We start from the raw sequence: 23,294 nt of genomic DNA on the forward strand, positions 1-23,294 counted from the left end.
GTTGTCGTGGTCCAGCCCCTCATCGGCAAGCAACTGCGCGCCACCACCCTGGCTACCGCCCGCGGCAACCTCTGGGAAGGCGCCGTCCGGTCCTCGAAGACCGTCTCGTCGATCCTGGTCTGGCTCAAGTACGTCCGCACCGGACCGGCCGGCGCCCTGCTGATGGTCGGGAAGACGGAGAGGACGCTCAAGCGCAACATCATCGACCCGATCATCGAGATGGTCGGCGTGAAGCGCTGCAAGTACAAGGCCGGGGCGGGCGAGGTCGTCATCTTCGGCCGTACCATCTACGTGGCCGGCGCGAACGACGAGCGAGCCGCCGACAAGATCAAGGGCATGACCCTCGCGGGCGCGTACTGCGACGAGGTCACGACCTTTCCCGAGTCGTTCTTCTCGATGCTCGGCACCCGCCTGTCCGTCGAGGGCGCGCAGTGGTTCGGCACCACGAACCCCGAGGGCCCGAACCACTGGCTGAAGAAGAAGTTCCTCGACCGCGCGAAGCTGCACCTGCGCCGGGACGGCACGGTCGTCGAGTCCACGGACCCGAAGGCCCTCGACCTCCACCGGTTCAGCTTCAGCCTGGACGACAACCCGTACCTCCCGCCGGCCTACGTCGCCAACCTCAAGCTGGAGTACCAGGGCCTCTTCTACCGGCGGTTCGTCCTCGGCGAGTGGTGCCTGGCCGAAGGCATCGTCTACGACATGTTCGACGACACCAAGCACGTCGTCGACACACTGCCCGAGGTCCGGCACTGGATGTGCGTCGGGCTCGACTACGGCACCATCAACCCGTTCTCGGCGTTGCTCCTGGGCGTCGGAGTGGACGACAAGTTGTACGTCGCCTCGGAGTACCGTCACGACTCCCGGGTCGAACGGCGCCAGCTGACGGATGCCCAGTACAGCAAGGCCATGCGGCAGTGGCTGGCCGAGTACGAGCACGGTGGTCAGGTCGGCGTACAGCCACAGTGGATCTTCGTCGACCCGAGCGCCGCCAGCTTCATGACCCAGCTCTGGAGCGACGGCGTCCCCGGCATCGCCAAGGCGAACAACGAGGTGAAGGACGGCATCCGCAGCGTGGGCGTAGCCCTCGGGGCGGACCTCCTCTACATCCACCGGTCCTGCTCCGGCTTGCTCACCGAGCTCCCGTCGTACGCCTGGGACGAGAAGGCGGCGGCCGCCGGCGACGACAAGCCGCTGAAGGTCGACGACCACTCGGTGGACGCCCTCCGGTACGGCCTCCACTCCACCGCCCACGAGTGGCGCGCTCTGATCCGCGCAGACCTGGAGGTGGCAGCGTGATTGTCACCACGGAGCAGGCCCTGGAGAACGCCGCTCGTCTCCTGGACCGAGCCGAAATCGAGCTGACCAACCTCCCGCTGATGAGCCAGCTCGACGCCCTCGCAGACTCCTGGATCCGGCTAGGGCAGCTGCTGATGGAGAAGGAGCGTGCCTAATGGTCGCCTGGTGGTCGTGGGTCCTCACCGCCGTCGGAGTGACCGGGTTGTACTTCGCCGGCCGACGGCGCGCTCTCGGCTGGGCCATCGGGCTCGGCGCTCAAGTCCTCTGGATCGGCTACGCACTGACGACGAAGCAGTACGGATTCCTGGTGTCGGCGGGCGCCTACGGCTGGGTGTACGCGCGGAACTTCCGCGTCTGGCGCTCGGAGAAGGAGCAGGCGTGACGGCCCACCTCGGCCCGGTACCGGGCTTTCCACGCTGGACGGGCGTCAAGGCCGTCATGACGGGCCCGACCAGCGTCCGTGACGGGGCGCTCGTGACGACCGTCGAGGTGAAGGTGACCAAGCGCGCCCGGGCCTGGGCCCGTTGGCGCGCACGCAGGAAGGGAGTTCTTGGTGCCGCTCCCTGAGAAGAACACACCGTGGCCGCCGATCCACCCCGCCATCCGCTGCGACATGGAGGACTGGTCCGCCTGGTTCTCCGCCAACCCGGACAGGCTCGCGTACCGGTACCAGAACCGGGGCGTCCGGTCGTACGCCAACGGCATCCGCGGACCGATCCAGAACAGGCCCTCGCAGTACCGCGGTGGCATCGTCGGAACCGTCGCCCGCTGGTTCTGGGGCCAGCCCACCCCGCTCGGCGAGAAGCGCGCCAACCTCCACATGCCCCTGGCGAGGGACATCGCCCGCACCAGCAGCGACCTCCTGTTCTCCGAGCCCCCCACCCTCAAGGTCGAGAACAAGAAGACCCAGGAGCGCCTCGAAGCGCTCATGGACGTCGGCATGAAGCGCACCCTCATCGCGGCCGGGGAGACGGGGTCCGCGCTGGGTGGTTCCTACCTGCGGATCGTGTGGGACACCGACCTCCGGCCTGGCCCATGGGTCTCGCTGGTCCACGCCGACGGAGCCGCGCCCGAGTTCGTCCACGGCGACATCCTCAAGACCGTCACCTTCTGGACCGTGCTCGCGTCCGACGGGCAAAAGGTCATCCGACACCTGGAGCGGCACGAGCCGGGCCTGATCCTGCACGGCGTCTACGAGGGAACCCCCGAGAACCTCGGCAAGCAGGTGGACCTGACCGCGTTCCCTCAGACCGCGAAGCTCCTGCCGGTCCGAGTCCTTCCGGCGGGGATGGAGCGGCGGCTGGCTGTCTCGTACATCCCGAACACCATGATCGCCCCGGACTGGCTGGACATCCCCGGCGCGGCCGGCCTCGGAACCTCGGACTACCAGGGCGCGGAGACGTTCCTCTCGTCGATCGACGAGGCGTACACGTCCTGGATGCGGGACGTCCGCCTGGCCAAGAGCCGGATCCTGGTGCCGGACGGCTACCTCCAGTCCAACGGCCCTGGCCGCGGGGCTCTGTGGGAGGACCGCGAGGTCATGGTGGGTATGAACATCCCGCCCACAGAGAACGCGGAGATCAAGCTCAACCAGTTCGCGATCCGGCACGCTGAACACCGCTCCACGATCGAAGAGTTGGTCGGGAAGGTCATCAGGAACGCGGGCTACTCCGGCGGGACCTTCGGCGACGACTCCGACGGAGCGGCGGTCACCGCGACCGAGATCAAGGCCCGCAGCGCGCGCAGCATGAGCACCCGGGCCCGGAAGGCCGAATTCTTCGCCGTCGGGATCGCGGACATCGTCGAGACGCTCCTCATCCTGGAAGCCTCTGGCCTGTTCCCCGGCGTCGGCCGCGTCGAGGTGGAACGCCCCGACGTGCAGTTCCAGGACTCCGTGCAGGACGACATCAAGACTCTCGCGGAGACCGCGGAGCTGTTGCGGCGTGCGGAGGCTGCGTCCACCGAGACCCTCGTCGCGATCACTCAACCCGGCCTGGGCGACACGGAGCGGCAGGAAGAGGTCGACCGGATCCTCAAGGAGTCCGGCCGCGCGGTCGCCGACCCGGCCCTGACCGGAGCGGAGGGGGACGCTGATGCCGGTTTCCCCAGCGATGGCGGAGGATCTGGCGCGTGAGGTAGGCCTGCTCTACCAGGACGCCGAGGCGGCCCTCCTGGAGCGCCTGGCGGCCGCCCTGGAGGCGGACATCGAGTCGCCCCGGTGGGCAGAGCTCAAGTTGGCCGCGATCGGCAACCTCCGCACGGCGGTCGAAAGCGTTGCCGACGCGCTCCAGCGGGACACGGACGGGGCCGTACGGCGCGCGCTCGTCGAGGCGTACAACCGTGGCCGGCAGGCAGCCGTCGCCGAGCTCGGCGCGCTCGACATCGGCCGCGAGCTGGTGGCCCGGCAAACCGTGCCGAACGCGCCGGCCGTCGACCGCCTCGCGGCGAGCCTGGCCCGGGACACCCGCCCGGTGTACGCGCGGATCACGCGGGTCGTGATGGACGTGTACCAGCGGATCACGGGCCGGGCGTCGGGGAACGTGCTGCTGGGCACCGTGACGCGGCGCCAGGCCAGCCAGCGGGCGCTGGACCAGTTCGCCGCACGGGGCGTCACTGGGTTCGTTGACCGGTCCGGGCGTAGCTGGGACATGGCGTCGTACGCCGAGATGGCTGTCCGGAGCGTGACGGCCCGGGCCGCGATCGAGGGCCACGTCGACGCCCTTGGGGAGATCGGCGTGGGCCTGGTCATGGTGTCGGATGCCCCGCTGGAGTGCCCGCTGTGCGCGAAGTGGGAGGGCGAGGTCCTCACGCTGTCGGGGCAGTCCGGCCCGCACACGGTGCGTGCGGAGCATGTGGCGCCGCCTGAGCAGCCGCGGAGGGGGCTGCTGCGCAGGCGGGGGCCGGCGCCCACGGTGGCCGTGCACGTTGCGGGAAGCCTCCTTGAGGCCCGGGCGGCTGGGCTGTTCCATCCGAACTGCCGGCACTCCCTGTCTGCGTATCTGCCGGGCGTGAGTACGCGGCCGCCGCACCATGCGACGCCGGGGACGACGTACGCGGACACGCAGCGGCAGCGGGAGATCGAGCGGCACATCCGCCGCTGGAAGCGCACCGCGGCCGCCGCCATGGACGACGACGCGCGTCGGAAGGCGAACGCGAAGGTGCGGCAGTGGCAGGCGGCGATGCGTGAGCACGTGGCCGCGCACGAGCACCTGCGCAGGAAGCCCCAGCGCGAGCAGATCAACTCCGCTCGCTGATCAGACTTCGGCCTGCCAGCTGGCGGGGCGAGCATCACCGATCCGCCAGGCGCGGGTCATCTCTGAAGCGTTCCGCCAGGTGCGGAACGCGAGCACATCCCTTCGGGACCGCCGGGTGCGGCCCGATCCCTTGGTGCCCGCCGGGTGCGGGCGATCACTGCCCTTGGAGGGCGCATGCAGAGGAACACCCTGCCCCGACACCGTCTCGCTGGAGGCGGGTGGGCGCATCCGTACGGCCACGGCCCTTTCTCCCCGTTCCTGTACGCGGACGGAGGGGACGGCGGCGGCTCCGGATCCGGCAGCGGCGACACCGGCGGGACCGGTGAGGGCGGCGACTCCGGCTCGGGAGGCGACGGCGGATCCGGCGACGGAGGCAACTCCGGTGCAGGAGACGGCGGCCAGGGCGGCGGGGGCGCCGCGAAGGACGGCGGGCAGGGCAAGGAGGGCGAGGACGACTCGGCCAAGGTCAAGCGGCTGGAGAAGGAACTCGCCGACGCGCGCCGAGAGGCTGGGAAGTCTCGGAACGACGCGAAGAGGCAGGCCGCGGACGACGCGGTGAAGGCGCTGACGCAGCAGCTCGGGAAGGCGCTCGGGTTCGTCAAGGACGAGACCCCGCCGGACCCGAAGGCGCTCGCCGAGGCCATCACCGCGAAGGACACCACGATCGCCGAGCGGGACTCGACGATCCGGGGACTGAACGTCGAACTCGCTGTGTGGGGCCGGGCGGAGAAGCTCTCCGCCAAGGCCGGCGCGCTCCTGGACTCGCGCGGCTTCCTCTCCGCGATCTCTGCCCTTGACCCCGCCGAGAAGGGCTTCACCACTGCCCTCGACGACGCGATCAAGGCGGCCGTCAAGGAAAACCCCAGCTTCGCCGCCACGGCGCCCGCCGGTAAGAGCGGCGGCGACCTGTCCGGCGGCACCGGCGAAGGCGCCGCCAAGAAGCGCAGCACCTCCCTCTCCGGGGCGGTCGGCGCGCACTACCAGACCTGACCTCAGAGGAGGACCCCGTGCCCGTGACGCTTGCGCAGGCGCAGCTCAACACCCAGGCGGACGTGGATTACGCCGTCATCGACAACCTCCGCCGCTACTCCTGGCTGCTGGACCAGATCGTCTTCGACGACACGGTCACCCCCGGCACCGGCGGCGGGACGCTCACCTACTCGTTCACCCGGCTCACCGCCGCCCGCGCGGCCGCATTCCGCGAGCTAAACAACGAGTACACGACCTCGCAGGCGACCCGCGGGCGCACCTCGGTCGACCTCAAGCCGCTCGGCGGCGCGTTCACCGTGGACCGCGTCCTCGCCAACCTCGGTCAGGCGCAGACCAACGAGGTCACCTTCCAGATGCAGCAGCTCCTCACCGCGGTCCGTACGCGGTTCCAGGACGAGCTCATCAACGGCGACGTCGCCGTCGACGCGAACGGCTTCGACGGCCTCGACAAGGCCCTCACCGGAACCACCACCGAATACCTCCCGGTCAACGAGGGCGTCACCGTCGGATACCTCGACTGGACGCGCGGCACGATCGACACCCAGGCCGAGGCCATGGCCCAGCTCGACATCGTCGACGACTGGCTGTCCCGCGTCGTCCCCTCCCACACGGGCGGTGGCGACCAGGGCGTGCCCGGCGCGCTCCCGCCCGGGGTGAAGGCCATCCTCGGCAACACCAAGAGCATCACCCGCATGCGGGCGCTCGCCCGGTGGGCCGGGATCTACACCCAGACCAAGGACGACCTCGGCCGCCAGATCGAGTACTACGGCCCGTGGGTCCTGCAAGACCTGGGTGACAACGCCACGGGCTCGGGCCCGATCGTCCCGATCGAGACCCGCGACGCGGACGGGGCAGGCGGCGGCGGCAACATCACCAACCTGACCGACCTGTACGCCGCCTCGTTCGGCCTGGACGCGCTGCACGGCGCATCGGTGGCGGGCAAGCCCTTGGTCGAGACGTGGATGCCGGACTTCTCGCAGTCGGGCGCGGTCAAGAGCGGCGAGATCGAGATGGGCCCGGTCGCCGGTGTTCTCCGGAACACGAAGGCGTGCGCGGTCCTCCGCAACGTGAAGGTGGCCTGACCCATGAACGAGTTCATCGTGACCGCCCCTGAGGCGGGCTTCAGCGGCGAGAGCGCCGGCGTCGTCTTCAAGGACGGCGTCGGCCGCGTCACCGACGCGGACAAGCCGGGCCGGGCGGCGATCGAGTACTTCCGTCGCCGCGGCTACACCCTCACGGTCGAGGGCGCCGAGCAGGAGACGCCCGACGAACAGGACGGCGACGAGCCGTTCGACCCGTCCAAGCACAACGCGGACGAGGTCATTGCCTACCTCGACAGCCTCGACAGGGGCACCGAGAAGGGCAACGACGAGTTCGTCCGCGTCATCGTCGCCGAGCTCGGTGGCAAGGCGCGCAAGACGATCACCGACAAGGAGAAGGAGGCGGCGGCATGACGGTGCACGGCGCATACCGCGGGGTCCCCCGCGACGACCTCGCATACCTCAACTCAGCTGGCCGCCCCGACGTCTTCCACCGGGCCAACCTCCCCAGGGTCGGCCTCGACGACGTCGCCGCGCTCGCCACCGGTGTGATGACGTCGGTGGACCTGTGGCTGAACGAGGGCGACCTCGTCACCAACCTCACGTTCATCTCGGCGGCCACGGCGGCCGGCACCCCTACGAACTACTGGTTCGCGCTGTACGACCCGTCGGGTGCGCTGCTGGCGCAGTCCGCGGACCAGCTGACCGCGGCGTGGGCGGCCGACACGGCGAAGACGCTCGCGCTGGCGACGGCTCAGCGGATCACCCGGTCGGGGAAGTACAAGGCGGGCATCAACGTCACCGCGACGACCCCGCCGAGCCTCGTCGGCACGGTGGGCGCGAAGCCTGTCCTCGCCGGGGAGACGAACCTCGCGCAGACGTCGGGCAGCGCGCTGACCGGCACCGCTCCGGCGACGATCGCGACCCCGGCCTTCAAGCGCCAGGTTCCGCTCGTCATCGCGACCTGATCGGAGGTCTGAGCCATGCCGCTCAACGGCACGAAGCTGTCCGTGTCCTTCGACACGATGCAGACGAGCGCGCTGGACCTGGTCACGGGACAGGCGACGGTGGATCTCTTGAAGGAGATCGTCCTCGGCTCGGGGACCAGCTCGGGTCAGGCCGACCGGCTGTTCACTGACCGCCGCACGCTGGCCGCGTCCGCCACGGAGAACCTGGACCTGGCGGCGGTGCTCCTCGACGCGTTCAACGCGACGCTCACGTTCGTCAAGCTCAAGGCGATCCTGATCATCGCGGACTCGGGGAACACCAACAACGTCAACGTCATCCGCGAGGCAACCAACGGTGTCCCGCTGTTCCTGGCGGCCGGGGACGGCGTTCCGGTGCAGCCGGGCGGGATCTTCCTGTGGGTTGCCCCGGGGGCAGGTGTGACGGTGACTCCGAGCACCGGGGACCTGATCACGGTCACCAACTCGGCCGGCGGCACACCGGTGACCTACGACGTGTACCTGCTCGGCACGAGCGCGTAGTCGAGCCATACCGCGACGAGGGAGGCCTACGGGCCTCCCTTTCGCATGTCCAGGAGGAGAACGCCGCGATGGCGAACATCGTCTTCAACATCGCCCTGGGCCGGTTGGCGTACTACACGTCACTGCCCGCCACGAACGACGCACTGATCATGGTGCCGATCGAGACGTCCGGGATCGTCTCCGACGCCACCATGCGCGACTACGACGACCTCAATGCCCTGCTCGCCGGGGCGTCCAACGAGCAGACGACCATGGGCAGGAAGACTTTGTCCTCGGTGACGGCCACGGTCGACGACACCAACGACAGGGTCAACCTGGACTGCGCGGACGTGACTTGGACCGCCGCCACCGGGAACGCGATCAGCGCGGTGGTCATCTGCTACGACCCCGACACCACCGGCGGCACCGACGCGGACCTCATCCCGCTCACGAAGCACGACGTGACGATGACGCCGGACGGGTCGGACTTCACGCTGACCATCTCGGACTTCGCGCGGGCCAGCTCAGCGGCCTGACGGCCGCACTCTGGGGGTGGTGAGTCGTGGCCGTCAGCCTGCGCGGCGCAGCCTCAGCCAACGGCGACGCAGCTACAGCCACGGCCATCACGCCCACCCTCTCCGGGACCTCATGGGCGGCCGGGGACCTCGTCCTGGTCGTCGTCTGCGTCGGCGCCAGCACCAGCTTCACCACGGCTTCCGGCTGGACCGAGCTGCACGACGACGCCAACAGCGGCAGCTCAACGCACACCGGTGCGGTCTTCGCCCGGGTCATGCAGTCCGGGGACACCAACCCGACCTTCACCGCAGGGTCGGCAGGCAAGTGGGCGTGGACCGCCATCGCCCTGTCGCCGGGGGCCGGCGAGGCGATCGCAGTCGACGCGACCGCCACCCCGAAGATCGACACCACCAACTCGGAGACCCACACCCCGAACTCCGCGACGGCCGTCGCAGGCTCGGTGGCGAGCGTGGTCCTGGCCGCGTCCCGCGCCAACTTCTCCAGCACCACGGCCATCACCACGACGCCGCCGACCAACTGGACCGAGCCCAGTGGCGGCGACACCTCCACTGCGGTTGGTGCCACCAGCGGTCTCCGGCAGGTCTCCACCAGCGTCTCGTACCGGCTTGCTCAGTCCGGCACCATCAGCCCTGGCGCAGCGACGATCCGCCAGGCCGCGGCCTTCGGCACGGTGGCGAACCTGTACCAGGTCCTCGTCGCCGCCACGGTGTCCAACAACCAGAGCCTGAGCACCGCATCGGAGACCGATGCCGGGCAGAGCCTGACCCGGGCCAAGACCAGAGCCCTCGGGACTTCAGCGGAGACCGACGGTGCGCAGGCACTGTCCCGGCGCAAAACCCGCGTCCTCACGACCTCGGCAGAGTCCGCTACCAGCCAGACCCTGGCGAAGACGAAGAGGCTTACGCTCGGGGTCGCCGCAGAGACGTCTGCGGGGCAGCCGCTGATGTCGCCCGGCACGACGGCGCCGCTGGTCCTGGCCTCCGAGGCCGCGGCCGCGCAGCCGCTCGCGAAGGTCAAGCGGGTGGCGCTCGGCACTGCGAGCGAGTCGTCTGCTGCGCAGACGCCCGGCCGCGTCCGGGCCCGCGCGCTCGCCCCGGCAGGGGAGACCACGTCCGCGCGCCCGCTCGGGCAGGCGAAGGCCGCAGCACTCGGCACGGCCGCCATGGCCGAGTCGGGTCGGGTGCTGACCGGCCGTAAGAGCGTGGTGCTCGGTGTGGCGGGCGAGTCGGCCGCGACGCAGTCTGTCGTGCGCCGGAAGACGCTCGCGCTCGGGCCTTCGGGGGAGACGGCGGCGGCCCTGCTGCTCGCTCCGGCGTCCAGCCTGGTCGCGGCGGAGGAGAGCAGCACAGCGCGCGTCCTGGACCGCTTGAAGACCCGTGCGCTGCCCCGGGCGGGCGGGACGGAAGAGGTCCGGCCGCTCGGCCGGGCCAAGGCCCTGGCACTCGGTCCGGCGGTCGAGTCAGCCACTGTCCGGCCTCTGGCGGGAGGTCGGATCCGGGCCTTGGCACCGGCCGTGGAGCTGTGGTCGGCGCAGTTCCTCGGCCGGACACGGGCCCGCGCACTGCCTCCGGCGAGCGAGCAGGACCAGGCGGTCGGCCTGATCCCCATCTCGGCTGGCGCCCTGGCGACCGTCGAGGAGACGGACACGGTTCGGCCCATGACCGGCCGTAAGACGCAGCCGCTGCCGACCGTCAGCGAGGTAGGGGCTGCGCAGTCGTTCACGGGCCGCAAGTCCCGGGCGCTCACCAACGTGGTGGAGACCGCGACCGCGCGTCCCCTCTCGGGCGGGAAGCGGGCCAGCCTCACAGCCGCTGCCGAACTCGCGGAGGCGCAGCGGCTCCTCAGTCCAGGCGCCCTCGTCGCGGCCGCGGAGGCCATCGCGGCACTACCGCTGACCGCCGCGAAGTCCCGGGTGCTCGGCACGGCAGTGGAGGCCGGCGCCGCCCTTCAGGTCGGCACGCAGTCCCTGCTTCTGCTCGGACGCGCCGTCGAGGTAGCAGACGCGCAGACCATGGGCCGTCGCCGGGCGCGCGTCCTGGCGGTGGCGGTCGCCGCCGACGCCGCGCAGCCCCTCCGGGGGACGAAGGCGCGCGCCCTCGTCCCGGCGGGCGAGATGTCGCGGGCCCTCATCGGCCCGCGGGTGCGGCTCACGCCGACGGTCGAGCGCGGCCAGGCGCTCGCTCTCACGGGGAGTCGCCAGCGGCCGGCAGACCGGCTCGATCCGCATACGTCTGGTCCCGTGCTCACGGCGAGCACGTTGGGGCCGGCCCTGACGACGTCCGGCAGTGGGCCGCGGCTGACGGCTAGGAACGGAGGCTGACATGCCCGACGTGGGGGACCTCGTCACGGCAACCCTGACCGTGGACCCGTACGACGGGAGCACCGCGGCGAGCCTGCTGGTGACGCGGCCGGACGGCACGACAACCTCACCGGTCGTCACCGGCTCGGGCGGCGGGGCGACCTGGACGGCTCCAGTGCTGTACACCCTGGCCGGTGTCTGGCGGCTGAAGTGGACCGTCACAGGGACCGGGGCGGGTGTGGAGGGTCAGCAGGTCGCGGTGGCTCCGGCCCCGGATGCCGCCTTGGACCGCTCGTACGCGACGAGCACCGACCTGGCGAACTACCTGCGGGCAGCGCCCCCGTTGAACGCCGACAAGCTCCTTGCGGAGGCCACGGTCCTGTTGGACTCGCGGGTCTTGCGCTACTGCGTGTACGACGTCGACGCCGAGGGACTGCCGACGGACAGCGTGGTGGCCGCTGCGTTCGCGCGCGCCGTGTGTGCGCAGGCGCGATGGTGGGACGAGCTCGGCGGCTCGACGTCCGGGGCGGACAGCGCGGGTTGGGGAACCGTGAAGATCGGTTCGGTGCAGCTGTCCCGCTCCGTGACCTCCGTGTCCGGGGCCGACTCGCCTGCTCAGCAGATCGCCCCAGGGGTGTGGGACGAGCTGAGGGACCCGGAGCTCACCCCGGACAAGTTCGTGATGGGGGTGATCGGCTCGTGAACCTCCCGGCATCACTGCTCCGCCACGAGGTGACCGTGGAGCCCTACGAAGGCGACTCCGCAGTCGGCCCGCTGTACGGCGCCCCGGTCACGGTGCGGTGCTTTCTTGAGGAGAAGACGCGGCGCGTGCGCGCGCCGGACGGCCGCGAGGTTGTCTCCTCGTCGACGTTCTACTGCCGCCTCGACGCCGTCGATGCACTGCCTGAGTCCCGCGTGAGCCTGCCCGGCGGACGCCAGACCACGGTGATCGACCAGGCCCGGCACGACGGCGGCGGTCTCCCCACCCCGGATCACCTCGAAGTCCAGCTCGTCTAGGAGGCCACCGTGCAATACACCAGCTTCCGCTTTGAGGGCCGCCGTGCGTGGACGTCGCGTGGCCGGCGCCTTCAGTCCGAGGGCCTGCGGCGCGGCCTGGAGCATGTCCTCGCCGAGTCCCGAAAGATCGTGCCCCTGGAGGAGGGGACCCTCGAACGCTCCGGCCGCGTCGATGTCGACGGCCTGGATGGCGCCGTGTCGTACGACACGGTCTACGCCCGCCGCCAGCACGAGGAACTGACCTGGAAGCACCTGCCTGGCCGGACCGCGAAGTACTTGGAGATCCCGATGAACCGGGAGCGGGACGTCGTCCTCCAGCTCATGGCCACGCCGCTACGGAGGTGGCTGCGTGGCTGACCTCCTGGACGGCCTCGCCCGCCACCTCCAGGCCAAGAGCCTGGTGTCCTACAAGCCGACATCGGCCGACGGCGACTGCTTCCTGGAGAACATGCCGCCCAGCCCCGACGTAGCGATCGTCTTGACGATCTACGACGACGGCCGTGAATCAGACAGCCTGCTCGGCTACGACGAGCCACGCGTCCAGGTCCGCGTGCGTGGCACCCAGGACCCGCGGGTCTCCCGGCAGATGTGCCAGGCCATCCGCAGCGAGCTGCACGGGCTCGGCCCGGTGACGCTCCCGGACGGGACCGAACTGATCCTGTCCGTCGCGCTCCAGAACGCGGCAGCCTCTCTCGGCGCGGACGAACTCGGCAGGCACGAGCACGTCGCGAATTTCCGCATGGAGCACCGCGCGGTGACCGAGCACCGCGTCTGACCCTCACCCCAGTCCAGCCCGAGCGACGACCGCTTCGGGCATTTCGTCATGCCCGGAGGAGTCATGGCACTTCAGAAGTACAACGCCCGCGACGTCGAGTTCCAGGTCGAGGACTTCGCCTCGCCTGGCACGTGGATCGCGATCGGCGGTCTCGACACCTTCACCAAGGGCCACAGCGAGGAGACCACCGACACCACGACCTTCGCATCCCAGGGGCAGGAGGAGTCCCAGAAGATGCAGATCGGCAAGACCTTGGGTCTCCAGGGGAAGCGGCTGCGCGACAGCATCACCGGGGCCGGAGACCCGGGGCAGGCGAAGGTGGAGGGGCTGAACGAGCGGCTCGGCGAGGAGTCCCTCGGCCGGATCCGCTTCTCGCACAAGAACGACACCACGTGGACCGTGTGGACCGCGCGGGTCAGCCTCGGGGATCAGGGTGGCGGCAACAACGACAAGGTGAGCTGGGAGGCCACCTTCACCCGGTCCGGTGCCGAGACCACGGCGGCCAAGCCGTGACGGCCCGCCAGGCCTCCGCCGGGCAGTCCTGGGACGACTTCTGGTCCGAGGTCTCGAAGGGCGATACCGAGGTCATCCGCGGTGTCGAGGTCCGGGTGCCCACCGACATGCCGCTGATCGTCGAGCGGCGCGTCGAGGAACTCCAGGACTCCTCCCGGCAGGAGGACGTCGAGGAGCTCGTGAAGCTCGTGTTCGGCACCGACTGCATGGAGCAGTGGCGAGAGAACGGCATGGGCCTCAAGGAGTTCCAGACCGTCCTCACCTGGGGCCTCGCGCACGCTGGCGGACGCAAACTGACCTTCGCCGAGGCGTACGACCTCGTTCAGAAGGGCGAGGGAGCGGGCGGGGGAAAAGCACCGACGCCGAACCGAGCCGCACGTCGGTCGCAATCCGCCGCTGGTGGTGGGCGCTCGAAGCCGACTTCGCGCGCGAGTACCGCCTCAGCCCGGAAGAAATCGCGGGCCTGACCCGGCGCCGCTTCTACGCGCTGATCGCCGGCCTGTCCCCGGAGTCGATGTGGCGCCGCCTCGCAGGCGACGAGATCACGATCATCGACGACTCCGACCAGGTCCGCGCCGCCCTGCACTCCTGATCCACGACAACTGAACAGCGATGGGGGGTGCTTCACGTGGCCCTCACGATCGGCGAGCTCGTCGGGTACATCCGCGCGGACGACTCCGGCATGCGCCGCGGCCTCGACGACGCCGAGTTGCGCATGCGGGGCTTCCAGCGGGACGCCGAGGGGCGGCTGCGGCGGCTCAACGGCCGATTCGCGAGCGCGGGTGAGGCGGCCGCGCTCGGGTTCGGCCGTGCCGACCGTGAGGGCCGTCGTCTCAGCCTGTCCATCGGCCGGATCGGCAGCATGGCCGGGACGCTGGGGTCGGTCGTCGCCCAGGCCGGGCTCATGGCCCTGCGGGTGGGCGCGATCGTTCCCGCGGCTGCGGGGGCTGCGGCGGCCCTCGCGAACATTGCGCCGGCGGCTGCGGTCGGGGCGACGGCGGTCTTGGCGCTCGCTCAGGCCACGGCCGCCTTCAAGATCGGCACCTCCGGTATCGGGTCGGCGATCGGCGCCGCCTTCAAGGGCGCCGGTGCGGCGGCCGGCGGGGCAGCTTCCGGTGCGAACGGTGCCGCGGCGGCACAGCAGGCCCTCAAGGACGCGGTCAAGCAGGCGGCTGAGGCCAACGCGCAGGCCGCGCGCCGGGTCAAGGACGCCGAGCGGAGCCTCTCGGACGCGCAGAAGGAGGCGCGGGCTGCTCAGCTCGCCCTCAACGACGCCCGCAAGCAGGGTGCCCGGGACCTGGAGGACCTCAACAACCAGCTCGCGACCGCCGAGCTGGACCAGAAGGACGCGATCAACGACGTCGAGGACGCCCAGAAGGCCCTCGATGAGGCCCGCAAGGGCGACAGCACTGCCGAGGAGATCGAGCGCGCGCAACTGGCGTACGACCGCGCCGTCCAGCGCCTCAAGGAGCAGCGCACCGAGACGGACCGGCTGCGCGAGGACACGGAGAAGGCCAACAAGGCCGGCGTCGAGGGCACTGACGCGGTCCGGGATGCGCACGCACGGATCGCGGACACCCAGCGCGAGGTCGGCGACCGTGAGCGGGACCTGGCGGACGCCCGCCGGGAGCAGGCGAAGACCGCGGCGGACGGGATCGAGCAGGTCCGCCGGGCTCAGGAGGCCCTGAACCAGGCGATGGCCGGGGGCGGGGGTGGCGGAGGCGGCGGGATCGATCCGTTCGCCGAGGCCATGGCCAAGCTGGCCCCGGCCGCCCGCGAGTTCGTGTACGCGGTGATCGCGCTGAAGCCTGCCTGGGATGCGCTGCGCCTGGACGTGCAGCAGCACCTTTTCCAGGGGCTGGCGCAGGACCTGACCACAACGGCCCGAAGCGTGCTGCCCGTCCTGCGGACGGGACTGGTGGGTTCGGCGGACGCTCTCAACGCGATGGCGCGGGGAGCGCTGGCGTCGGCGAAGGAGCTGGCGACCTCCGGGACCCTCGGCCGGGCCATGGCCTCGGCGAACGCCGGTCTGCACAACCTGTCGGGGATCCCGGGCATCGTCGTGACTGCCTTCGGGCAGCTCGCGGCAGCGGCCGGGCCCTCCTTCGACCGTCTGACGGCAGCGGCCGGAACGGCTGCGGCAGACATCGGTGACCGGCTCGGCGCCGCGTTCGAGTCCGGCCGGCTCGAGGACGCCATCGAGACGGCGGTCAGCCTGATCGGTGACCTCGTCGACGTCGGCGCGAACGTCGGGAGCATCCTCGGCTCGATCTTCTCGGCGGCTCAGGTCTCCGGCGGGGGCTTCATCAACACCCTCAAGGAGATCACCGGGGCACTGGCGGAGGCGTTCGCGTCGCCGCCGGTGCAGGCCGGGCTGCAAGCCCTCTTCGAGACCATGGCGACGCTCGCCCGGACCGCGGCGCCGCTCCTCGGCGAGGCCCTGAGCGTGATCGGCTCCGTTCTGGCGGAGCTGGGGCCGCCCGCCGAGGTCCTGATCCAGGCGCTCGGGGAGGCCCTCCAGCCGATCATCGAAGCGCTGTCCCCGGTCTTGGTCCAGGCGGCCGATGCCGTGGGTGCGCTCGTGGTCGCCGCGTCGCCCTTGCTGCCCGTGATCGGCCAGCTCGTCGCCGACCTGCTGCCGCTGCTGACGCCCCTGCTCAAGGGGGCGACGGACATCTTCGTGGGCCTGACTCCGGTGGTCCAGCAGGTCGCGGACCTGCTCGGCAGCGGCGCCCTGGAGCCGGTGGTCACAGCCTTGAGCGAGGCTCTGACCGAGCTGGTTACTCAGGCCGGTACGCAGTTCCTCAACTTGGTTCTGTTGCTGCTGCCGGAGATCCCGAAGCTGACTCCGCTGCTGTTGGAGTTGGCCCGCTCAGCAGCTGAGATCCTCACGTCGCTGACGCCGCTGCTGCCGTCGTTGGTCATGCTCAGTCAGACCGTGGCTACGCAGCTGCTGCCTGCGCTGATCCCGTTGATCCCGCCGCTGATCCAGTTGACGATCTTGTTCGTTCGGTTGGCGACCGAAGTCCTGACCAAGGCCGTGATCCCCGCCCTCGGTCTGGTGATCAAGTTCCTGGCTGGCATGCAGCAGGCGTTCCAGCCCGGCATCGACGCTGTGAAGTGGCTCGTCGACAACACCATCCGACTCTTTGAGTGGCTGTCGGACGTGCTCGTGGGGCACAGCATCGTCCCCGACATGATCAAGGCGATCGTCGCCGTGTTCGCAGGCCTCCCGGGACGGGCCGCGACGGCGCTCATCAACCTGGGTCCGAGGATCGTGGGGGCAGCTTCCAACGCCCTGAGCTCCATGGTGTCGTCGATCCGGTCCGGACTCAGCACAGCCGTCTCCTGGGTCAGGGGCCTGCCCGGGCGGGCCCGAAGCGCACTCGGCAGCCTCGGCAGCTTCCTGAGGCCCTCCGGACGCAGCCTGATCCAGGGCTTCATCGACGGCATCAAGTCCATGATCGGGAGCGTCCGGAACGCGGCCAGCAACGTCGTCTCCGCAGCACGCGACTACTTCCCCTTCAGCCCCGCCAAGGAAGGACCGTTCTCCGGCCGCGGCTACACCTCATACTCCGGCCGTGCCCTCATTCAGGGCTTCCAGGACGGAATCCGCGACCAGCTTCCTTCTCTGGAAGAGCAATTGCGGCTCCTGCCGAGTCTGCCCGCCATGGAAGTCCCTGCCTTCGCCTCGGACGCCATCAGCGCACCGAATCCGATGGGGGCGGCGACCGTCGCGGAGCAGTCGGACCGGCCGCTCGTGCTCAAGGTGGAGGACGGTGGCATGGGCCGCTTCGAGACCGTCTTGACCTACATGATCCGTAATCACGTCAAGGTCGCCGGAGGCGGCAGTGTCCAGGCCGCGTACGGCAGTAGCTGAGACCGGATGAGGAGGTGGACAGGTGGAACTCGATCTGCGGGGTGAACTCCAGATCGGCGGTGTGTGGGTGGACGCCACGGGCAACATGCTCAAGCGTCAGGCGCTCACCCACACCCGCGGCCGCCAGGACCAGGGCGACCGCGTGGACCCCTCCACGTGCCGCCCGATGCTGAACAACACCAACGGGCAGTTCAGCTACGACAACCCGATGTCGCCGTACTACGGCTCGTTCGGGCGCAACACTCCCTTCCGCCTTTCCCTGCGGGCTGGATCCCCGGCTCTGGAGATCCCCGAGAACGGCGGGGACGCGTCGACTCCCGACACAGCCGTCCTCGACGTCACCGGGGACATCGACGTACGCGTCGACCTCACCCTGCTCAACTGGCTGGCTCCCGACGCGAACACCCTCGGCGTCTTCGACCTGTTCGGGAAGTACAGCTCCGGCGGCCGGTCGTGGCTGCTCGGCACAGTGGACAGCCTCCTGTTCTTCCGCTGGTCGCAGGACGGCACCAACGTCCTCCAGGCCAACTCGACGGTTCCTCTGCCGATCCCCGCCGGCGGCCGCCTCGCGATCCGGGCCACGCTGGATGTAGACAACGGCGCCTCCGGCCGCACGATCACCTTCTTCACCGCACCGACCCTGGCCGGCCCTTGGACCCAGCTGGGCGCGCCGGTCGTGCAGGCGGGCACCACATCCATCGCGAACACGTCCACTCGCGTCGCGGTGGGCGACGCGAGCGACTTCACCTTCACCGATGCCGTGGGACGCATCCACAAGGCGGAGATCCGCAACGGGATCGGCGGCACAGTGGTCGCGAACCCGGATTTCACCATCCAGGCCGAGGGCGCGACCAGCTTCGTGGACGGCGCCGGCCGGACGTGGACCGTCGCCGGGGCCGCCTCCATCACGAATCGCCGCACCAGGCTGTCCCACGAGCTGGCCGCACAGCCGGTCCGTTGGCACCCCTCCGGCAAACACGTATGGGTGGAAGCCCAGACCGCGGGCATCCTCCGCCGGCTCAGGCGAGCCAGCACACCGCTGGACAGCACTCTGCGCAGGCGCATCCCCTCCGGGAGCCCGCTCGCCTACTGGCCGATGGAGGACGGCTCTGCCGGCACCCAGTTCTACAGCCCGATCCGAGGCGTGCGACCACTGCGGATGAAAGGCATGTCACCGGCCTCCGACGACTCGTTGGCGGGCTCGTCTGCGCTGGCCTCCGTCCGCAGCCTGGCCACGATGTTCGGGACGGTCCCCGCTCCAGCGGTCGCGGCGACCTCGTGGCACTGCGAGTTCATCTTCCGTACGGACGCGCCCTCCGCCCTGCGCACCGTCCTGTACTTCTCCAGCACCGGCACCGTGCAGTCGTGGCGGCTGATGCTCGACTCCGGCGGCGCACAGATCTTCGGCTACGACGGCGACGGCAACACCGTCACCTCCCAGATCACCAACCTCCTGGGAATCGGCGTATTCGGCGCGTGGACCCGCTGGCAGCTGTACGCAACGCAGAGCGGCGGCACCGTCAACTACACGATCCGATGGGTCCCCATCGGCGGCGTGGGCGGTCAGGTCACCGGCAGCTACAGCGGCACCGTCGGCAGGATCACCGGAGTCCAGTCTCCCGACACCGGCTGGGCAAGCGAACTGGACGGCCTCCTCCTCGGTCACATCAGCGTGTTCACCACGGCCAACACCACCATCTACAACAACGCCGACCTCGGGTTCGCAGGCGAGACCGCTGGCACGCGCATGCAGCGTCTCGCCACGGAGGAGTCCCTGCCAGTCACCGTCTGCGGTGTGGTGTCCGAGCAGGAGGAGGTGGGGCCGCAACGGCCCGACGCCATTCTCAGCCTGCTGGAGGAGGCCGCAGACGCTGACGGCGGGATCCTGTACGAAGACCGAGAGCAGCCCAAGCTGCGGTACCGGGACCGGGCCGGCATGTACAACCAGACCCCGGCCCTCGTCCTCGACTACACCGCCCCCGGCCTGGCGCCCCCGCTGGAGCCCACCGGGGACGACGACGCGACGAAGAACGACGTCACCGTGACCCGGGCCAACGGCTCGTCAGCGCGGGCATTCCTCGAGGCAGGGGCGATGTCCGTCCAGGCCCCACCGAACGGGGTGGGCCCGTACCCGGCGTCGGTGACACTGAACCTGGCTTCGGACGACCAGGCCGAACCGATCGCGAACTGGCTGATGTGGCTAGGCACCTACGAGGGCCGCCGCTATCCGCAGGTCCGGGTGATGGTGCACAAGGCGCCGGCTGCCGTGGTGGACCAGATCCTGGCTGTGGATGTCGGGGACAAGATGGTCATCACGAACCCTCCGCCGTGGCTTGCCCCGGGGGACGTCGAGCTGATCGTGCAGGGCTACGAGGAGACGTTCGACGAGCACAGCTGGGACATCGTCTTCAACTGCACTCCGGGGCGCCCGTGGACGGTCGCCGAGGTGGCGGACATCCCGCTCGCCTGGGTGGACACCGACGGCAGCGAGCTCGCCTCGGCAGCAACCAGCACTCAGACGACGCTGGACGTCCTCTCCACCGCGAGCGTGCCCTGGAACACCGCTTCGTCCGAGACACCGTACGACTGGCAGGTGGGCGGGGAGGAGGTACGTGTCGCTGCGGGCGGCAAACTCGTCAATGCCAACCCCTTTTTCGACACCAACATCACCAGCTGGTCGGCTCAGAACGGCAGCATCAGCCGGAGCACCGCGGTCCTCCACCCGCAGGCCGCCGGCTCGATCTTCATCACCCCCAACGGCAGTTCCTCCGAGGGCGGCGCCATCTGCGCACTCACCCCGGTCGGCAGCATCATCCCTGGCGCCTCCTACGTCGTGAGCATGTGGGCCTACAGCCCGGGCGGCTGGTCCAACCTCCAGCCCGCTGTGGACTGGGCGACGTCGGCTGGCACTTACATCAGCACCGGGTTCAGCGCAGGATTCGCTGTCCCGGCCGGACGGTGGACGTACCTAGAGCAGACGTTCGTGGCACCGGCGACGGCGTCCCGGGCGAATGTGCGCGCGCGTCATGCGGGCACACCAGGGGCAGGACAGACGTGGTTCGCGTGGGCGGTCCGCATTACCCAGGCCAAGGCGGGTTGGTTGCACGATGCGTTCGGCCGGACTCTGACCGACTCCTGGGGCAACGCCGAGTCGGGGCAAGCCTGGACGAACACCGGCACGGCGGCGGACTTCGATGTCACCTCCGGGTACGGGTCGCACACGCTGCCCGCGACGAGCTCGCCGAGGACGTCGACGGTCGCCGTGGTCCACCCGGACTGGGACGTGTACTGCGACATCACCACCAGTGCCCTGGCCACTGGCGCCTCGCTGTACGGCTCCGTGGTGACCCGCTGGACCAGCGACGCCAACCTGTACATGGCGCAGCTGGACTTCAACACCTCGAACGGCGTCGTGCTAACGATCCGCAAGAGGGTGGCGTCTTCGGAGACCGTCCTGGGGACGTACACGACCGGCCTCACCCACGTCGCCGGGACCTTCGTCCGCGTGCGGTTCCAAGGCACCGGCACCACGTTGCGTGCCAAGGCGTGGCTGGCGTCAGCTCTGGAGCCACCCGCCTGGCACCTCCAGGTCACCGATAGCTCCCTCACCGCGGCCGGGTCCATCGGTATGCGCTCGGTCTCCGTGGCCGGCAATACGAACACGAACCCGCAGCTCCGCTACGACAACCTCAACCTGATCAATCCTCAGGCCCTGTCCGTCGATCGGTCCCGCAACGGCATCGTGAAAGCACAGGTTGCCGGTGAGGATGTCCGGCTTGCCCATCCCGCCATCGTCGCCCTGTAAGGAGGCCGACCTGTGCCTGATGTTGTGCCTCCGGGCAGCAGAATCACCAGCAATCTGCTCACCTACCGGTCGCCGTACGTAGTCGCTTCCGGGAGCTTGACCAGCAACTCTCCGACGATCGGTAGCTCGACCGAGGTCACCATCGTCACCACGTCCAGCGCCACGCTCACCGCGGGCAGGGCGTACAGGTTCTGGTTCTTCGGCCTGGTCCAGCACAACACCGCGTCGCTCGTCGACCTGGTCTATCTGCGACTGCGTCGGGGCAGCAACAACGGCTCGATCCGCGACATCCGCTCCGTTCTCGTCGCCAACCGGGGCACCGCCAACCGCAACATCGCCGTCGACGAATCCGTGCTCGCCACCCCGGCCGCCACCATCACGGACACGGTCATCCTCACTGCGGCCTGGGACTCCAGCAGCAGCGCGACGTTCACGTTCGCTGCCACCTCCGGCACTCCGGCACTGCTCGTCATTGAGGACGTCGGACCCGCTTCGGACTATCCCAACATCGGGACTTTCTGACCCCTCTTCAGCCCTGCGCCGTGCGGTGCGGGGCTTCTTCACGCCCTGGAGGCGCTCATGGCTGTAGAGATCCATCCCGCGACGGCCGCGATGCTGCGGAACTTCCGCTTCGACCACCTGCCTGAACACCTCCAGGCGGTAAGCCGGCCGTTCCACGACCTGGCGCACCAGCTCGCGGAGACGCTGACCGGGCCGGAGGTGACGAAGGCCCTCGACGACCTGTGGAAGGCGAAGAACTGGGCGGTTCTGGCCGCGAGCACAGCGGCCCTCGAGGGAGCTCCGCCCGCGCCGAGGAGCCCGGTGGTCGGCGACGTTGTCCTGGTCCCGGTCGACGCGGCTGGGAACAACGGCTCTACGGAGGCTCCCGCCGTCGTCACCCGGGTCTGGTCGGCGACCACAGTCAATGTCCGCGTGCTGCTCGACGGCGACGCCGTGGTCTGGCGTACGTCCGTCGTCTACCGCGACACCTTCGACGGCATCGAGGGGACACCCGCGGTGTGGACCTGGCCGGGGCGGTCGTGATGAGGCTGGTCACGCGCGCTCAGTGGGGCGCGAGGCCGTCGAAGTACGCACTGGCCTACATCGGATCGACACTGGGCGTGAAGGTCCACTACGAGGGCAGCTACGTCGCCAAGAGCCGCGCGGCCGCGGATGCGCACAGCGCCTGTGCTGGGAGGATGCAAGACATCCAGGTCTCGCACCTCGCGAACACCCGCGAGGACTACAGCGACATCGCGTACAACGCGCTCGTCTGCCCGCACGGCTACGTGTACGAGGGCCGCGGGCTTCACCGTCGGACCGGCGCCAACGGCACCGCGACGCTCAACCTGCGGCACTACGCGGTGTGCGCGATGCTCGGGAACTCCGGCCTGGTGCAGCCGACGGACGCCATGCTCGACGGCCTGGTGGACGCGATCCAATGGCTCCGCAACGGCGGAAGCGCCGGAACCGAGGTCGCCGGACACCGCGACGGCTACGCGACTTCCTGCCCGGGCGATCCGCTGTATGCCTGGGTGCGGGCCGGCGCGCACCGGCCGGACGGCGAGAGCTCGCAGGGCGGGACGGGCGGCGAGACCACGGGCGGGACGGGGCTGGCGCGCTACCAGGTCACGATCAACGGGCTGCGGTACGGCTACGGGGCGTCTGGTGCGCACGTCACGACCGTCGGCAAGGCCTTGGTCGCGAAGGGCTACGGGCGGTTCTACGCGGTCGGTCCTGGGCCGGAGTGGACGGACTCCGACACCAGGGCGATGCAGGCCTTCCAGCTGTCGCTCGGCTACAGGGGCACGGCGCCGCACGAGGACGCGGACGGGGTGCCCGGGCCCGTGAGCCTTCAGCAGCTGCTCGGCACGCTGCCCGGCAAGCCGACGTCGAGCGTGCCGCCGTACCCGGGTCGGTCCGCCTTTGTCCTCGGCAAGTCCAACCCCGCGGTCACGACCCTGGATGGGGGCCTGGTCCGGCGCGGCTTCACCCGCCACCACGCAGGCCGGGTGTACGCGCCAGGCCCGCTGTTCAGCGAGAACACCCGGCGGAACGTCGCCGACTTCCAGCGCTCCGTGGCCTCCCTCGCCGGGGACGCGGACGGCTACCCGGGGCCGCTCACCTGGCGGCTCCTCCTTTCCTGAAAGGCAGGCACACCATGAGAATCTCCAGCATCGCCAAGAGCATCGTCGGTGGCGTGGCCGCTGGCGCCACCGCTGCGGTGACGGCCGTCCAGGACGGTGTCCTCACTACCGGGGAGGGCGTGACCATCGTGCTCGCCGTGCTCGGGGCATGGGGGATCGTCTACGCGGTCCCGAACCGGACGGGCGCCTGACCGGTGACTGGTCCTGTCCCGGACCCGGGCGTCTACATCAGCTCAGCGCAGATGTACACCGAGCTGAGAGGCCTGAGTGAT

Annotated in this window: 25 protein-coding genes; all 25 read left to right on the plus strand. The window is 70.0% G+C overall.

Annotated elements, in window-relative coordinates:
* Window positions 1-6: 6 nt before the first annotated feature.
* Window positions 7-1,299: a PBSX family phage terminase large subunit gene (locus tag ACFULQ_RS26965; RefSeq protein ID WP_383548278.1), complete on the plus strand. Its 1,293-nt coding sequence runs from the start codon at window positions 7-9 to the stop codon at window positions 1,297-1,299.
* Window positions 1,296-1,454 carry a hypothetical protein gene (locus tag ACFULQ_RS26970; RefSeq protein WP_383548281.1) on the plus strand — a complete coding sequence of 53 codons (159 nt, stop codon included), beginning with the start codon at window positions 1,296-1,298 and terminating at the stop codon, window positions 1,452-1,454. The genes ACFULQ_RS26965 and ACFULQ_RS26970 overlap by 4 nt, the downstream gene beginning before the upstream one ends.
* Entirely contained in the window at window positions 1,454-1,681 is a 228-nt protein-coding gene (locus ACFULQ_RS26975; RefSeq protein ID WP_383548284.1) for a hypothetical protein, read from the plus strand. Before ACFULQ_RS26970 ends, ACFULQ_RS26975 begins: the two co-directional genes overlap by 1 nt.
* Entirely contained in the window at window positions 1,678-1,866 is a 189-nt protein-coding gene (locus ACFULQ_RS26980) for a hypothetical protein (protein WP_383548286.1), read from the plus strand. The genes ACFULQ_RS26975 and ACFULQ_RS26980 overlap by 4 nt, the downstream gene beginning before the upstream one ends.
* Window positions 1,853-3,433 carry a capsid protein gene (locus tag ACFULQ_RS26985; RefSeq protein ID WP_383548289.1) on the plus strand — a complete coding sequence of 527 codons (1,581 nt, stop codon included), beginning with the start codon at window positions 1,853-1,855 and terminating at the stop codon, window positions 3,431-3,433. Before ACFULQ_RS26980 ends, ACFULQ_RS26985 begins: the two co-directional genes overlap by 14 nt.
* Window positions 3,393-4,553 (plus strand): phage minor capsid protein, encoded by a 1,161-nt coding sequence (locus tag ACFULQ_RS26990; RefSeq protein ID WP_383548292.1) that lies wholly within the window; start codon window positions 3,393-3,395, stop codon window positions 4,551-4,553. The genes ACFULQ_RS26985 and ACFULQ_RS26990 overlap by 41 nt, the downstream gene beginning before the upstream one ends.
* Before the next feature lie 174 nt (window positions 4,554-4,727).
* A complete protein-coding gene (locus ACFULQ_RS26995) occupies window positions 4,728-5,543 on the plus strand; it encodes a hypothetical protein (RefSeq protein WP_383548295.1) in 816 nt (271 codons plus the stop codon).
* Between the two features lie 17 nt (window positions 5,544-5,560).
* On the plus strand, window positions 5,561-6,625 hold the full coding sequence (locus ACFULQ_RS27000) for a major capsid protein (RefSeq protein WP_383548298.1): 1,065 nt from the start codon (window positions 5,561-5,563) through the stop codon (window positions 6,623-6,625).
* Between the two features lie 3 nt (window positions 6,626-6,628).
* Entirely contained in the window at window positions 6,629-6,997 is a 369-nt protein-coding gene (locus tag ACFULQ_RS27005; protein WP_383548301.1) for a hypothetical protein, read from the plus strand.
* Window positions 6,994-7,551, plus strand: coding sequence for a hypothetical protein (locus ACFULQ_RS27010; protein WP_383548304.1), 558 nt, complete (start codon window positions 6,994-6,996; stop codon window positions 7,549-7,551). The genes ACFULQ_RS27005 and ACFULQ_RS27010 overlap by 4 nt, the downstream gene beginning before the upstream one ends.
* A 15-nt stretch (window positions 7,552-7,566) precedes the next feature.
* Window positions 7,567-8,070 (plus strand): hypothetical protein, encoded by a 504-nt coding sequence (locus tag ACFULQ_RS27015; protein WP_383548307.1) that lies wholly within the window; start codon window positions 7,567-7,569, stop codon window positions 8,068-8,070.
* A gap of 68 nt (window positions 8,071-8,138) precedes the next feature.
* On the plus strand, window positions 8,139-8,585 hold the full coding sequence (locus ACFULQ_RS27020; RefSeq protein ID WP_383548309.1) for a hypothetical protein: 447 nt from the start codon (window positions 8,139-8,141) through the stop codon (window positions 8,583-8,585).
* A gap of 26 nt (window positions 8,586-8,611) precedes the next feature.
* Window positions 8,612-10,906, plus strand: coding sequence for a hypothetical protein (locus ACFULQ_RS27025; RefSeq protein ID WP_383548311.1), 2,295 nt, complete (start codon window positions 8,612-8,614; stop codon window positions 10,904-10,906).
* Window position 10,907: 1 nt separating this feature from the next.
* On the plus strand, window positions 10,908-11,588 hold the full coding sequence (locus ACFULQ_RS27030) for a hypothetical protein (RefSeq protein ID WP_383548314.1): 681 nt from the start codon (window positions 10,908-10,910) through the stop codon (window positions 11,586-11,588).
* Window positions 11,585-11,902, plus strand: coding sequence for a hypothetical protein (locus ACFULQ_RS27035; protein WP_383548317.1), 318 nt, complete (start codon window positions 11,585-11,587; stop codon window positions 11,900-11,902). The genes ACFULQ_RS27030 and ACFULQ_RS27035 overlap by 4 nt, the downstream gene beginning before the upstream one ends.
* Window positions 11,903-11,911: 9 nt before the next feature.
* The gene (locus ACFULQ_RS27040; RefSeq protein WP_383548319.1) at window positions 11,912-12,259 is read left to right on the plus strand and encodes a minor capsid protein; all 348 of its coding nucleotides are present in this window, start codon (window positions 11,912-11,914) and stop codon (window positions 12,257-12,259) included.
* Entirely contained in the window at window positions 12,252-12,677 is a 426-nt protein-coding gene (locus tag ACFULQ_RS27045) for a minor capsid protein (RefSeq protein WP_383548320.1), read from the plus strand. The genes ACFULQ_RS27040 and ACFULQ_RS27045 overlap by 8 nt, the downstream gene beginning before the upstream one ends.
* 63 nt (window positions 12,678-12,740) lie before the next feature.
* Window positions 12,741-13,190, plus strand: a complete 450-nt coding sequence (locus tag ACFULQ_RS27050) for a phage tail tube protein (RefSeq protein WP_383548323.1) — start codon at window positions 12,741-12,743, stop codon at window positions 13,188-13,190.
* Window positions 13,187-13,657 (plus strand): hypothetical protein, encoded by a 471-nt coding sequence (locus ACFULQ_RS27055; RefSeq protein ID WP_383548326.1) that lies wholly within the window; start codon window positions 13,187-13,189, stop codon window positions 13,655-13,657. Before ACFULQ_RS27050 ends, ACFULQ_RS27055 begins: the two co-directional genes overlap by 4 nt.
* 161 nt (window positions 13,658-13,818) lie before the next feature.
* Window positions 13,819-17,070, plus strand: coding sequence for a hypothetical protein (locus tag ACFULQ_RS27060; protein ID WP_383548328.1), 3,252 nt, complete (start codon window positions 13,819-13,821; stop codon window positions 17,068-17,070).
* Window positions 17,071-17,092: 22 nt separating this feature from the next.
* The gene (locus tag ACFULQ_RS27065) at window positions 17,093-20,875 is read left to right on the plus strand and encodes a carbohydrate binding domain-containing protein (RefSeq protein WP_383548331.1); all 3,783 of its coding nucleotides are present in this window, start codon (window positions 17,093-17,095) and stop codon (window positions 20,873-20,875) included.
* A 96-nt stretch (window positions 20,876-20,971) separates the two neighbouring features.
* Window positions 20,972-21,397 (plus strand): hypothetical protein, encoded by a 426-nt coding sequence (locus tag ACFULQ_RS27070; protein ID WP_383548334.1) that lies wholly within the window; start codon window positions 20,972-20,974, stop codon window positions 21,395-21,397.
* A gap of 57 nt (window positions 21,398-21,454) precedes the next feature.
* Entirely contained in the window at window positions 21,455-21,919 is a 465-nt protein-coding gene (locus ACFULQ_RS27075) for a hypothetical protein (protein ID WP_383548336.1), read from the plus strand.
* Window positions 21,919-23,022: a peptidoglycan-binding protein gene (locus ACFULQ_RS27080; protein WP_383548338.1), complete on the plus strand. Its 1,104-nt coding sequence runs from the start codon at window positions 21,919-21,921 to the stop codon at window positions 23,020-23,022. The genes ACFULQ_RS27075 and ACFULQ_RS27080 overlap by 1 nt, the downstream gene beginning before the upstream one ends.
* Window positions 23,023-23,036: 14 nt before the next feature.
* Window positions 23,037-23,213 carry a hypothetical protein gene (locus ACFULQ_RS27085; RefSeq protein WP_383548341.1) on the plus strand — a complete coding sequence of 59 codons (177 nt, stop codon included), beginning with the start codon at window positions 23,037-23,039 and terminating at the stop codon, window positions 23,211-23,213.
* Window positions 23,214-23,294: the final 81 nt, after the last annotated feature.

The sequence above is a fragment of the Streptomyces sp. NPDC057253 genome (genome assembly GCF_042669125.1).
In the GTDB taxonomy this organism is placed as follows: Bacteria; Actinomycetota; Actinomycetes; order Streptomycetales; family Streptomycetaceae; genus Streptomyces.

Coding starts and splice junctions, on each gene's coding strand:
- ACFULQ_RS26975 (WP_383548284.1), top strand. CDS start 1,454: ATGGTCGCCTGGTGGTCGTGGGTCCTCACCGCCGTCGGAGTGACCGGG.
- ACFULQ_RS26990 (WP_383548292.1), top strand. CDS start 3,393: ATGCCGGTTTCCCCAGCGATGGCGGAGGATCTGGCGCGTGAGGTAGGC.
- ACFULQ_RS26995 (WP_383548295.1), top strand. CDS start 4,728: ATGCAGAGGAACACCCTGCCCCGACACCGTCTCGCTGGAGGCGGGTGG.
- ACFULQ_RS27005 (WP_383548301.1), top strand. CDS start 6,629: ATGAACGAGTTCATCGTGACCGCCCCTGAGGCGGGCTTCAGCGGCGAG.
- ACFULQ_RS27010 (WP_383548304.1), top strand. CDS start 6,994: ATGACGGTGCACGGCGCATACCGCGGGGTCCCCCGCGACGACCTCGCA.
- ACFULQ_RS27015 (WP_383548307.1), top strand. CDS start 7,567: ATGCCGCTCAACGGCACGAAGCTGTCCGTGTCCTTCGACACGATGCAG.
- ACFULQ_RS27020 (WP_383548309.1), top strand. CDS start 8,139: ATGGCGAACATCGTCTTCAACATCGCCCTGGGCCGGTTGGCGTACTAC.
- ACFULQ_RS27030 (WP_383548314.1), top strand. CDS start 10,908: ATGCCCGACGTGGGGGACCTCGTCACGGCAACCCTGACCGTGGACCCG.
- ACFULQ_RS27050 (WP_383548323.1), top strand. CDS start 12,741: ATGGCACTTCAGAAGTACAACGCCCGCGACGTCGAGTTCCAGGTCGAG.
- ACFULQ_RS27075 (WP_383548336.1), top strand. CDS start 21,455: ATGGCTGTAGAGATCCATCCCGCGACGGCCGCGATGCTGCGGAACTTC.
- ACFULQ_RS27080 (WP_383548338.1), top strand. CDS start 21,919: ATGAGGCTGGTCACGCGCGCTCAGTGGGGCGCGAGGCCGTCGAAGTAC.
- ACFULQ_RS27085 (WP_383548341.1), top strand. CDS start 23,037: ATGAGAATCTCCAGCATCGCCAAGAGCATCGTCGGTGGCGTGGCCGCT.